The following is a 12,116-nucleotide window of genomic DNA, read 5'->3' as shown; positions in this document are numbered from 1 at the left end:
TAGGGGCCCTAGGTTTCGGGTTCAGGTTAGAAGCATCGGCGAAGGGGGAGCCAGTGGATTTTCGTGAGGTCGCCTCGGATCGGGCCCGGGCGGCGCTGCGCCATGTGGCGGGCGGCTCGTCAGGACCCGCCGTCGATCCGCAGACGCGGATCACGCTGAACTTCCATCCGGACCGGTCGGCGGGCGAGGTGCCCGTCCTCGTGGCGCTCGCCCGGGACGGCGCCTACCACTCGCAGTTCGTCACCGGCACCAGCAACGGCGGCCTCACGGCGCGGCCCGGCGGCGACCGGTGGCGCTGGGAGAGCCGGATCTTCGGCGGGGCGTACGACGAGGCGGCCGCCCAGGAGCGGCCCGTGTACGGCGCCCTGAACTTCCGCCGGCAAGTGGTCGGCGCGGCGCCGCGCTTCGGCTCCTCGCACTTCCGGCTGCGCCCCGGCGTCCTGAACCGTGCCACGTTCTGCTACCCCGACAGCGCCGCGGAGCCGGCCGACTTCGGCGTGGCGGCCGGCATGTCGCTCATCGCGCTGGCCGAGGCGGACGAGCGGGACGCCCTCGACGACTACATCGAGGCGCATGTGCACGGCGGCGTCGATCTCGCCCGGGACGTGGAGGCACTGGTGCTGGACGCCTGCTACCGCGGCACACCGGTCGAGGCCGCGGCCCGGCGTCTGCCCTGCCCCGTCGAGTGGCACCTCGGCTACCGGATCACGGTGGCCGCACTGCTCCGCCACGCCGACTACCGCGGCCGGGAGTACGCCGAACTCGGCGCGCGGATCGCCCGGGACGGCCTGGTCGACCCGCGGGCCATCGGCGACGCCGCCCGGACGGGGCGGTACGACCTGCAGGACCTGAAGAAGGTGTGGCACACCCTCGCCCGCTTCGGCGCGCCGGAGGGAGCGGGCACCGCCTACTCCGCGGCCGGGGCCAGCGGTGGCCAGACCCCTGGGGTGAGCACCCCCAGCGCATAGGCGCGGGCCACCAGTTCGGTGCGGTTGGCGGCGTGCCAGCGGGCGGACAGACGGCGCAGGTGGTAGGTGACGCCGTCGGTGGTGAGGCCGGTCTCGCGGGCCGCCCGGGCCGTGGTGGCGCCGGCGGCCAGCAGGGCCAGGATGCGGGCCTCCATGGGGGTGACCCGGGCCTGTTCGGCGGGCGGGGCGGGGGAGGGGGTGCGCTCGCCCTCCACGCGCAGCATCACCAGCAGCGCCGGTGTGTCCTCCACCGTGTCGCTCACCGGGTCCGCCGTCAGCTCCCCGTACCGCTCCGCGCCGCCGGCTGCCCGCCAGCGCACCGACACCTGGTAGCGCGAGCGGTGCCGCAGGCGCAGGGCCTGGGCGATGCGCTCCACCTGCGTGGCCTCCCGCGGGCTGAACAGGTCCAGAACGTCACGGCCGCGCAGCCGCCCCGGCGTCGTACCGCACTCCGCGGCCATCGCCGGATTGGCCAGCAGCACCGCGCCGTACACATCGCACACCGCGACCGGCATCGCGACCCGGTCGAAGAGGAGCAGGGCGCGGTTGCGCCATGTCACGGCCTCCTGCCGGGCCTGGTCCACGAGCTTCTCCTGCCATGCCGGGTCGCCCCGCGCAAGAGCGACGCATCTGCTTGTACTACACAATCATGTAGGCGCGCGGCACGGCCCGCCGGGCCCCGTGGATCACGCTGGAACGCAGTACGTCCGTACCGCGAAAGGCAGTTGCCCCGTCATGCGCCCCACCGCACAGACCCCCCGGCCCGCAGACGGCCTCCCCGGCGTCCCCGTCGCCGACATCTCCGGCACCGGCCCGGGCGCCGCACCCGTCCAGCAGGCCATGGATCTGATGCGCCGGCACGGGCCCGTGTTCGTGCGGCGGCTGTACGGACGCGACACCCTGTTCGTGGGCGATCTGGACCTCGTGGCCGAACTCGCGGACGAGCAGCGGTTCGCCAAGCACATCGGGCCCGGCCTGGAGAACGTTCGCGAGTTCGCCGCCGACGGCCTGTTCACCGCGTACAACGACGAGCCCAACTGGGCCAAGGCGCACGACATCCTCATGCCCGCCTTCGCGCTCGGCTCCATGCGGACCTACCACCCCGTGATGCTGAAGGTGGCCCGCAGGCTCATCGACTCCTGGGACCGCGACGCCCGTGCCGGACACCCCGTCGACGTGCCCGGCGACATGACCCGTATGACGCTCGACACCATCGGACTGGCCGGGTTCGGCTACGACTTCGGCTCCTTCGAGCGCTCCGAGCCGCACCCCTTCGTCGAGTCGATGGTCCGCTGCCTGGAGTGGAGCATGACCCGCCTCGCCCGCGTCCCGGGCCAGGACCACTCGGCGCAGGACGCGGCCTTCCGCGACGACTCCGCCTATCTCGCCCGGGTCGTCGACGACGTCATCGCCGCCCGCACCGGCACCGACCAGAGTCAGGCCGACGACCTGCTCGGCCTCATGCTCACCGCCGAACACCCCGCCGACGGCAGCACGCTCGACGCCGCCAACATCCGCAACCAGGTCATCACCTTCCTCATCGCCGGCCACGAGACCACCTCCGGCGCCATGTCCTTCGCGCTGTACTACCTTGCCAAGCACCCGACCGCGCTCCAGCTGGTGCAGCGCGAGGTCGACGAGCTGTGGGGCGACGCGGCGGACGTCGAGCCGACGTACGACGAGATCGGGCGGCTGACTTACACGCGTCAGGTCCTCAACGAGGCGCTCCGGCTGTGGCCCACGGCCGCCGTCTTCGCCCGGGAGGCCCGCGAGGACACACTGCTCGGTGGCCGCATCCCGCTGCGCGCCGGGCAGTCCGCCCTGGTGCTCACACCGATGCTGCACCGGCAGCCCGTCTGGGGCGACAACCCCGAGCTGTTCGACCCGTCCCGCTTCACGGCCGAGGCGGAGGCGGAGCGCCCGGTGCACGCCTTCAAGCCGTTCGGCACCGGTGAGCGCGCCTGCATCGGGCGGCAGTTCGCCCTGCACGAGGCGACCATGCTCCTGGCCATGCTCGTCCACCGCTACCGGCTGAGCGACCACGCCGACTACCGGCTCCACGTCAAGGAGACCCTCACCCTCAAGCCCGAGGGCTTCACCCTCACGCTCACCCCGCGCACGACCGCCGACCGAGTCCATACGCCGCTGCCCGGCGCCGTCCCGGCCCGGGACTCCCGGTCGGCCGAACCGCAGGGCCTGCCCGCGCGCGTCCGTCCCGGCACCGCCGCCCTCTTCCTGCACGGCAGCAACTACGGCACCTGCCGCGACTTCGCGGCCCAAATCGCCGACGAGGCCGCCGCCATCGGCTGCGAGACCCACGTGAGGCCCCTGGACGCCTACGCGGGCGGCCTGCCCACCGACCGGCCCGTCGTCATCACGGCCGCCTCCTACAACGGCCGCCCCACCGACGACGCCACCGCCTTCGCCGCCCGGCTGGAGGAGACCCACGACCTGTCCGGCGTGACGTACGCGGTGCTCGGTGTCGGCGACCGCAACTGGGCCGCCACCTACCAGCACGTCCCCACCCGGATCGACGAGCGGCTCGCCGAGTCCGGCGCCACCCGGCTGCTCGACCGCGCCGCCGCCGACGCCTCCGGCGACCTCACCGGCACGGTCCGGGAGTTCACGGCGGCCCTTCGCGTCGCCCTGCTGGAGCGGTACGGCGACCCGGACGCCACGACCCCGGACCCCCAGCCCACCGCGGCCTACGAGGTCCGCACCCTGACCGGCGGCCCGCTGGACGCCCTCGCCGAGCGGCACGAGCTGGTCCCCATGCGGGTCACCGAGGCCTACGACCTCACCGCGCCCGGCTACGCACGCCGCAAGCGGTTCCTCCGCGTCGCGCTCCCGGACGGCCTCACCTACCGCACGGCCGATCACCTCACCGTGCTGCCCGCCAACCACCCGGACCTCGTCACCCGCGCCGCCGCCGCGCTCGGCGCCGACCTCGACACAGTCCTGGACATCCGCGCCACCCACCCGCGCCGCGACTCGATCGCCATCGACCGGCCCGTGACGGTACGTCACCTCCTCACCCACCACGTGGAGTTGCAGGAGCGCCCGAGCGCCGGTCAGCTGGCCGCGCTAGCCGCCGCCAACCCGTGCCCGCCGGAGCGCACGGCCCTGGCCGCCCTCGCCGACGACCCGCGCACCCTCGTGGAGATCCTCGAGGACCACCCGGCCCTGCGCGGCGCCCTGGACTGGCCGCAGCTCCTCGACCTTCTCACCCCGCTGCGCCCCCGCCACTACTCCATCTCCTCCTCGCCCGCCGTGGACCCCGCTCACGTGGACCTGATGGTGTCGCTGCTGGAGGCACCGGCTCGCTCGGGCCGTGGCGTCTACCGCGGCACCGGATCCGGCTACCTGGCCGGCGTCGAGCCCGGCGACACGGTGTACGCGCGCGTGCAGCCGTGCCGGGAGGCCTTCCGCATCGGCGCCACCGGCGGATCGGCGCCGGTCGTCATGATCGCGGCGGGCACCGGCCTCGCCCCGTTCCGCGGCGCCATCGCCGACCGTGCGGCCGCCCTCGCCACAGGAGCCGAACTCGCCCCGGCCGTCTGCTACTTCGGCTGTGACACGCCCGACGCCGACTTCCTGCACGCCGGTGAACTGCGCGCCGCCGAGACCGCCGGAGCCGTCTTGCTGCGCCCCGCCTTCAGTGAGGCCCCCGAGGGCGAGGTGCGGTTCGTGCAGCACCGCATCGCCGCCGAGGCCGAGGAGGTCTGGGCCCTGCTGGCCGCCGGGGCGCGGGTGTACGTCTGCGGGGACGGTTCGCGGATGGCGCCCGGCGTGCGGGAGGCGTTCCGTACGCTGTACCGCAAGCACACGCCGGGCGCCGACGAGACGGCCGCCGAGCAGTGGCTCGACGGGCTGGTCGCGGACGGGCGTTACGTCGAGGACGTGTACGCGGCCGGCTGACCGAGGGCGAAGGGAAGGGGTGGGCGCACGGTGGTGGACTCCTGGGAACGGGCCCGGCACATCCTGGAGGTGGCGGGCCTGGACCCCGGCCGCCTCGCCCACCTCGCCCCGCTGACCGGCGGCACGTACAACACGGTCGAGGAACTCCGCCTCACCGACGGCACCCGCTACGTGCTGAAGATCCCGCCTGCGGCCGCCACCCCCGGCCTCCGCCACGAGCGCCGGCTCCTCGTCTCGGAGGCCGAGTTCTACCGCTCGGCCGCCCGCGCCGGAGTCGCCGCACCGCACCTCGTGTCCATGGGCGACGACTTCCTGCTGATGACGGCCTGCCCGGGCGACTCCTGGGACGGCTCGCTCACCGACGCGGAACAGACCGCACTGCGCAGGGAGCTGGGACGCCAGACGGCCCGGCTGCACCGCGTGACGGGCCCTGGCTTCGGCTATCCCTCCGGCGCCCTCGGCCCGCTCGCCCCCGACTGGCGGACCGCGTTCACGACGATGTTCGACGCCGTCCTCGACGACGCCCGGCGCTACGGGGCGCGGCTGCCCCGCCCCGTCGACGCGGTGGCCCGTACCGCCCGGTCCGCGTACGGCGCCCTCGACGAGGTCACCGTCCCGTGCCTCGTGCACTTCGACCTGTGGCGGGGCAACATCCTGGTCGACCGCTCGGCCGGCGGCGCCCGCATCGGCGGCCTCATCGACGGGGAGCGCATGTTCTGGGGCGACCCCCTGGCCGATTTCGTCTCCCTGGCGCTCCTGGGCGACATCGAGCGGGACGAGGCGTTCCTGGCGGGCTACCGGGAGGCCGGCGGCCGGGCCCGCTTCGACGCACCCGCGCGCCTCCGGCTGGCCCTGTACCGCGCGTACCTGTACCTGATCATGCTCACCGAGACGATTCCGCGCGCGGTCGGAGAGGAACACGAGCGCTGGGTGCAGGAGGCGGTCGCTCCGGAACTGCTCGCGGCTCTGGACGCGATCGAGGAGACCTCCCGGCGCCCCGGTTAGCTCCGCCCGCGGCGGCCGGCGCCCCGATCCGGCACCGGACAGTCCGCTCCCCGCCTGGCGCACGGCGCTTCAGGAGCGGGCACCGTGCTGAGGTTTCTCAGGTCACCGCGGAGGTACTCGCGTGGCGCCCGGACCAGTGAAGGGAGCACGCCGTGACCGACCACCGCCTCGAGGGACCCGGCGAGAACGGTGATCCCGTGCCGCGGGACATGCCGGACCAGCAGGCCGACGCCGGCGAGGACCCCTGGGAGGTCGCCCCGCGCTTCACGGGCACCGGCGAGGACCGCAAGGCCGAGGAGGACGAGGCCGAGGACGGCGCCGGGAGCGGGACCGACGAGCCCGCCGGCGATGTCCCCGACACCGACGAAGCCGGGACGGGGCGGCAGGGAGAACCCCGCTCGGGGACCGTCCACCCCGAGCATCCGGTGCCGGACGAGTCCTCCGCCTGATCCTGATCCTCCGCCGGAGCGCTGTTGCGCGCTCCGGCGGCGTGAGCGCCGATGGCCGCAGCCGACTGTGGGGGCCGGCTGCGGCCATCGGTCGTCTCGGTGGGGACCTGCTCAGTGGGGGCCCTCGGTGGGGACCTGCTCAGTGGGGGCCGGTGGGGGCCTGGGGTCAGCCCACCTTGCGTCCCCGCAACGGTTCCGTACGTGCGCCCGCGCCCTGCTGAAGGCCCTGGAGGAACTCCTCCAGCACCTCCGTCGCCGTGCGCTCGGGCCGCCAGCCGAGCTCCGCGCGCGCACGCGTGCAGTCCATCAGGGGCAGCCGCAGCACCGCGTCGAACAGGTGCGGGGAGGCGGGCAGCAGGTGCAGGCCCCAGGCGGCGGCGATCGCCGAGCGGGCCGCGGTGCGCGGCAGCCGCACCGGGCGCGCACCGAGCATCTCGCCCAGCACCTGGGCGTCGACCGACTGCTCGGCCGCCAGGTTGAAGGCGCCCCGGGCGTCGGAGTGCACGGCCAGCCGGTACGCGTTGGCCGCGTCGTCCGTGTGCAGCGCCTGCACCCGCAGCCCCGGGATGTCGGGCAGGAAGGGCAGCAGCTCCGGGCGGGCCAGCGGGCCGGGCAGGAAACGCCCGCCGAAGATCCGGCGCTGCTCGCTCGCGGACGCCCGCTTGAAGAGGAAGGCGGGCCGCATCCGCACCACCCGCGTCTCGGGGTGGTCGCGCTCGAACGTGTCCAGCGCGCGCTCCAGATAGGCCTTCTCCCGGCAGTACGCGGCGTCCGGCCAGCCGTGCGTCGGCCATGACTCGTCCACCGCCCGGTCCTTCGGGCCCGGCGAGTACGCGCCGACCGACGAGGCGTGCACCAGTGCCGGCACGCCCGCTTCGGCCACCGCCTCGAACACCCGCATGCTGCCGAGCACATTGGTGCGCCAGGTCGCCGCCGGGTCGTGCGTCGGCTGGAACGCCCAGGCCAGATGGACCACCGCGGCGGCACCCTGGAACTGCTCGACCAGATCGGACTCCTCGGAAGCCAGGTCGACCGCCGACCAGTCCGTCTTCGGCGGCGACCAGTCGGGGATCCGCCGGGCCAGGCCCAGCACGGAGGTGACCTCCGGATCCTCCGAGAGGAGGCGCACGACGCTGGTGCCCACGTTGCCGGTGGCGCCCGTGACGACGACCCTCATGCCTGTTCCGCTGCTCACCATCCGCTCCTCTCGGCGCGACCGTCCTCGGAGCTGACCGAGTACCCGGGTCGGGGCGAACGCACCAGGGCAGCCGAACGCGTGGGCAGAGGAAAGCCCCGGCCGGACGGGGGAATCACGGCCGGGGCGGCTCACGGGGTGGATGTACGGCCCGGGGACACCGTCCCCTCCGCACCCACGTATTGTTCAACGGTGAACTACCTCTGGGTGTTCCGGGCGTGAACCTGGTTCCCGGTGATGTGTGTCACCGCTCCTCGTGCTCCGGGAGGATCTCGGCCCACAGGTTCTCGGCCTGGAGCAGCAGCGTGCCGAGGACCGCCGTGTGCTCGGCACCCAGCCCGGCGTGCTCCCGCAGCCTGTCCTGCAAGTACCGGTGCAGCTCCCGCATCCTCTGCTCCCTCTCGTCGTCCGGGTGGGGACCCACGCTGCCGTCGAGCAGGCGGTCGGCCTCCGCGTCGCAGACCTCCCCGATCATGTCCAGCAGATCCGCGTACGAGCGAAGAGCCGCGCCCTCCGGCGGGACGGGCGTGCGGTTGCCGTCCACGGTCACCGCGAGCGCCCGGGTCAGGGCGGTGACGTGCCCGGTGACACGGCTGAGGCGGTCGTCCTCGTCCGGCGGCGGCAGGGGCTTGTGCGGAACGCGGTGCAGGGCGCGCAGCGGGCCGTACGTCAGACGCAGGCTCTCCTGGCTCCAGCGGCGCGCCGAGCGCAACGCCTCCAGATGGTGCTCCAGCCGTGCCGAGGCGTTGAGCCAGCCGGCGGCGGTCTGTGCGTCCCAGTCGCCCTCATGCAGGTCCGCGGCGACGGAGCGCAGCACGTCGCCCGATTCCCGGGCGAGGGTCGCCAGGTTCTCCCGGACGTCCCGCAGATGGATCGGGGGCAGCACGAGCGCGTTGACGGCGACGCCGATGACCGCGCCGAGTGCCGCCTGCCCCACCCGGTGCCCGACACCGGCCAGGCCGGCCATGCCCGAGGTGAGGGTGAACAGGGCCGTGGTCGCGGCGTAGATGCCCTGGTCGCCGAAGCGGGGCCAGTTCGAGAGCAGCATCAGCACCGGGACGGACAGGGCGAGCGCGCCCGTCGTGTCTCCGGTGAGGGCCAGTGTCGCCGAGGCCAGCACGGTGCCGACGCAGATCGCCCCGAACTGCCGAGCGCCCTGCACCAGGGAGCTGTAGACGGTGGCCTGCACCAGCACCAGCGCGACCCACGGCGCCATCAGGGCCAGCGGGTCGCCCATCCAGACGCCGCCCACCAGCCAGGCGATCACCGCCGCCGCGGCGGCCTTCAACGACTGGACGACCAGGTCCCGCTCCCGCCCGGGCCCACGCCAGGCGGCCCGCACGGCCTCCACGGCCCGCCGCGCCTCCCGCCGCACGGCGTCCAGTGGCCGCGCGGAGCGCGCTCCCTGCCCGAGTTCCTCCATACGCTCCCGCAACGCCTCGGCGGCGACCCGGCTGTCCACCGCCTTGCGCGCCCGGTCCTCCCGGACCGACGGGTTGTCCGTCGCCTTGCCGGATGGTGTCTCTTGGGCGGTGTGCGTGTCCGTCGCCTTGCCGGACGGTGCCTCTCGGGCGGTCGGCGTGTCCGTCGCCTTCCGGGGCCGTGTCTCCGGGCGCGTCCGGTTGTCCGTCGCCTCATCAGGTCCCGTCCCCAGGGCCGTCCGGCTGTCTGTCGCCTCGTCGTGTCCCGCCCCCCTGGTCGGCCCCCCGGAGGGGCCGGTGTCGTTCGCCGTTGCGGATTCGTCCTTCCGGCGGCCGAAGGCGTGAGCCGCCCGTCGAACCACACTCGTCACACGCGTCATGCGCTGCGGGTATCCGCGTGAGGGGTTTCACGCCGCCTCATGCAAGCGGACCGTCCCGCAGGGACGACAAAAGGTGCGCGGGGTCGGCGTAGACCGCGTCCGCGCCGGACTTCTCCAGGTCGGTGCGGGGGATGCCGCCGCACAGGACGCCCACACAGCGCACTCCGGCGCGGCTGCCCGCCCGCATGTCCCACACGGTGTCGCCGACGAAGACCGCCCGCTCCGCCGGCACCCCGGCCAGCTCCAGGGCGTGCTCGACCGGTTCCGGCGCGGGCTTGCCCGCGTCCACGTCGTCGGCGCTGGCCGTGGCGGTGATGGCCTCGTCCGCGTCGATCGCCCGCCGCAGCGCGCTCAGCTCGGCGCCGCCGGCAGACGTGGCCAGCACCACCGCCCAGCCGTCCCGGTGCAGCCGCCGCAGCAGCGCCCCCGCCTCGGGCAGCGCGGGCAGCCGGTCGAAGTACTGCCCGTACAGCGCCTTGTGCGCGGCGCTGATCGCCGCGTCCTGGTCCGTGTCCCGGTCCTCGCCGAGCAGGTGCGCGACGAGGTCGGTGGAGGCCAGGCCCACGGCCCGGTGAATGGCGTGCATCGGCACGTCGTGGCCCGCCTGCCGGAAGGCCTCCCACCAGGTCACGACGTGCAGGTGGTTGGTGTCGACCAGCGTGCCGTCGACGTCGAACACGGCCGCCCGTCCCGCCTTCGCCATGCGTGTGATCCCTTCCTCTCGGCCCGCTCTCCGGCCCGCCCGGGTACCACCTCAGCCGCCCGCCACGCCCGACGGCACCCGCCGCTCACGGGTCCAGGCCAGCAGCTCGTCCAGGGACCACGTCGTCACCACCCGCTCGGGCGGCACCCCGCACTCCTCCGCCCGCGCGCACCCGTTGATCTGCCAGTCCAGCTGCCCCGGCGCGTGCGCGTCGGTGTCGACGGAGAACAGCACCCCCGCGTCCACGGCCCGGCGCAGCAGCCGCCGCGGCGGGTCGAGCCGCTCCGGCCGGCTGTTGATCTCCAGGGCCGTGCCCGTCTGCGCGCAGGCCGCGAACACCGCGTCCGCGTCGAACTCCGACTCGGGCCGCCCCCGCCCGGTCAGCAGCCGCCCCGTGCAGTGCCCCAGCACGTCCGAGTGCGGGTCACGGACCGCGGCCACCATCCGCCGGGTCATCGACCGGGAGTCCATGCGCAGCTTGGAGTGCACCGACACGACCACGACGTCGAGCCGGTCCAGCAGCTCCGGCTCCTGGTCGAGCGAGCCGTCCTCGAGGATGTCGCACTCGATGCCGGTCAGCAGCCGGAACGGCGCCCAGGTCTCGTTCAGCGCCGTCACCACGTCCAGTTGCTTCCGCAGCCGCTCGGCCGACAGCCCCCGGGCCACCGTCAGGCGCGGCGAGTGGTCGGTCAGCGCCGCCCACTCGTGCCCCAGCGCCGCCGCGGCCCGGCCCATCTCCTCGATCGGGCTGCCGCCGTCCGACCAGTCGGAGTGCAGATGGCAGTCGCCGCGCAGCAGCGCCCGCAGCTTCTCACCGCCCCGTACGGCCGGCGGTTCCTTCGCCTCGCCCTCCAGTTTCCGCAGATAGCCGGGCACCTCACCGGCCAGTGCCTCCCGCACCACCTGCGCGGTCTTCGGACCGACCCCCTTGAGCGACTCCAGCGACCCGGCGTCCGCCCGCCGGCGCACCTCGTCCTCGCCCAGCTCCTTCAGCACCCGGGACGCCGTACGGAAGGCCCGCACGCGGTACGTCGGTGCCAGGGACCGCTCCAGCAGGAAGGCGATCCGGTCCAGTGCCTCGACGGGATCCATCGTCACCTCCACCTCAAGGGTTCCCCAGCCACCTCAAGGGTTCCGCAGCGCCCGGCGGGCCGCACGACGGGCGCGCGGTTTGCCCGGTACGCACCCGGGTACTGCGATGCCTCGTCCCGAACGCGCCGACGAGGAGGCCCCGCCATGTCCGATTCCACCGCGTCCCCCGGCAAGGTCGCCGTGGTCACCGGCGCAGACTCCGGCATCGGCAGGGCCACCGCCGTACGGCTCGCCCAGGCGGACATGGACGTCGGCATCACCTGGCACAGCGACCACAAGGGAGCGGAGGAGACGGCCGAGGAGGTCCGGGCGCACGGGCGGCGTGCCGAGGTCGCCCGGATGGACCTCACCCGGCTGCCCGACGCCGCCGACACCGTCGACGAGCTGTGCGAGCGTCTCGGCCGTCTCGACGTGCTGGTCAACAACGCAGGCACCGGCACCATGACGCCCTTCCTCGACCTGGAGCTGTCCGACGTGCGCGAGGTTCTCGACGTCGATCTGGTCGGGCCCTTCCTGTGCGGGCAGAAGGCCGCCCGGCACATGATCCGGCAGGGCGACGGCGGGCGGATCGTCAACGTCACGTCCGTCCACGAGCACCAGCCGCGCGTGGGCGCGGCCCCGTACTGCGCCGCCAAGGGCGGTCTCGGCCTGCTCACGCAGGTCATGGCGCTCGAGCTCGCGGAGTACCGCATCACCGTCAACGCCGTCGCTCCCGGCGAGATCTCCACGCCCATGACCGGGCAGGAGGACGCCGACCCGCACACCGAGAGCCGTCCCGGCGTGCCGCTGGGACGGCCCGGCGACGCCCGCGAGGTCGCCGCCGTCATCGCCTTCCTCGCCGGGCCGGACGCCTCGTACGTCACCGGCGCCTCCTGGAGCGTCGACGGCGGCATGCTCCGCATGGGCCCGCAGGCCGGCTCGCACCTGACGAGCGACGACTGGCGCCGCCCCTGAGCGGTCCGGCCGACCCGGTCGGCGACTGGAC

The 12,116-nt window shown here is 74.2% G+C and carries 10 protein-coding genes; 5 read left to right on the top strand and 5 right to left on the bottom strand.

Annotated elements, in window-relative coordinates:
- Nucleotides 1-53 precede the first annotated feature (53 nt).
- Complete coding sequence (locus tag AC07F0_RS20135; RefSeq protein WP_478980595.1) at nucleotides 54-968, top strand: DUF3626 domain-containing protein; 915 nt, start codon at nucleotides 54-56, stop codon at nucleotides 966-968.
- On the opposite strand, the gene AC07F0_RS20130 is transcribed toward AC07F0_RS20135, so the two are convergent.
- Entirely contained in the window at nucleotides 908-1,552 is a 645-nt protein-coding gene (locus AC07F0_RS20130; RefSeq protein ID WP_478980593.1) for a PAS domain S-box protein, read from the bottom strand. The genes AC07F0_RS20135 and AC07F0_RS20130 overlap by 61 nt on opposite strands.
- Nucleotides 1,553-1,703: 151 nt before the next feature.
- On the opposite strand from AC07F0_RS20130, the gene AC07F0_RS20125 reads away from it, so the two are divergent.
- The 3 genes from AC07F0_RS20125 to AC07F0_RS20115 all read left to right on the top strand — a co-directional run bounded on the left by AC07F0_RS20125 (nucleotide 1,704) and on the right by AC07F0_RS20115 (nucleotide 6,340).
- Nucleotides 1,704-4,886, top strand: coding sequence for a cytochrome P450 (locus AC07F0_RS20125; protein WP_478980591.1), 3,183 nt, complete (start codon nucleotides 1,704-1,706; stop codon nucleotides 4,884-4,886).
- 30 nt (nucleotides 4,887-4,916) lie between these two features.
- Complete coding sequence (locus AC07F0_RS20120) at nucleotides 4,917-5,891, top strand: phosphotransferase family protein (RefSeq protein WP_478980589.1); 975 nt, start codon at nucleotides 4,917-4,919, stop codon at nucleotides 5,889-5,891.
- A 152-nt stretch (nucleotides 5,892-6,043) separates the two neighbouring features.
- On the top strand, nucleotides 6,044-6,340 hold the full coding sequence (locus AC07F0_RS20115; RefSeq protein ID WP_478980587.1) for a hypothetical protein: 297 nt from the start codon (nucleotides 6,044-6,046) through the stop codon (nucleotides 6,338-6,340).
- Between the two features lie 166 nt (nucleotides 6,341-6,506).
- Here the strand turns inward: AC07F0_RS20115 and AC07F0_RS20110 are convergent, their stop codons facing one another.
- The 4 genes from AC07F0_RS20110 to AC07F0_RS20095 all read right to left on the bottom strand — a co-directional run bounded on the left by AC07F0_RS20110 (nucleotide 6,507) and on the right by AC07F0_RS20095 (nucleotide 11,131).
- Entirely contained in the window at nucleotides 6,507-7,535 is a 1,029-nt protein-coding gene (locus tag AC07F0_RS20110; RefSeq protein ID WP_478980585.1) for an SDR family oxidoreductase, read from the bottom strand.
- A gap of 244 nt (nucleotides 7,536-7,779) precedes the next feature.
- Nucleotides 7,780-8,958 carry an FUSC family protein gene (locus AC07F0_RS20105; protein ID WP_478981012.1) on the bottom strand — a complete coding sequence of 393 codons (1,179 nt, stop codon included), beginning with the start codon at nucleotides 8,956-8,958 and terminating at the stop codon, nucleotides 7,780-7,782.
- Nucleotides 8,959-9,373: 415 nt separating this feature from the next.
- Complete coding sequence (locus AC07F0_RS20100) at nucleotides 9,374-10,039, bottom strand: HAD family hydrolase (protein WP_478980583.1); 666 nt, start codon at nucleotides 10,037-10,039, stop codon at nucleotides 9,374-9,376.
- A gap of 51 nt (nucleotides 10,040-10,090) precedes the next feature.
- Entirely contained in the window at nucleotides 10,091-11,131 is a 1,041-nt protein-coding gene (locus tag AC07F0_RS20095; protein WP_478980581.1) for a PHP domain-containing protein, read from the bottom strand.
- A gap of 144 nt (nucleotides 11,132-11,275) precedes the next feature.
- Between AC07F0_RS20095 and AC07F0_RS20090 the strand changes: the two genes are divergently transcribed.
- On the top strand, nucleotides 11,276-12,085 hold the full coding sequence (locus AC07F0_RS20090; protein WP_478980579.1) for an SDR family oxidoreductase: 810 nt from the start codon (nucleotides 11,276-11,278) through the stop codon (nucleotides 12,083-12,085).
- The last annotated feature ends 31 nt before the right edge of the window (nucleotides 12,086-12,116 follow it).

The sequence above is a fragment of the Streptomyces sp. NPDC045955 genome (assembly GCF_056430805.1).
The sequence above is the reverse complement of the archived record's forward strand: the minus strand, read 5'-3'. Positions and strand labels throughout refer to the sequence as shown.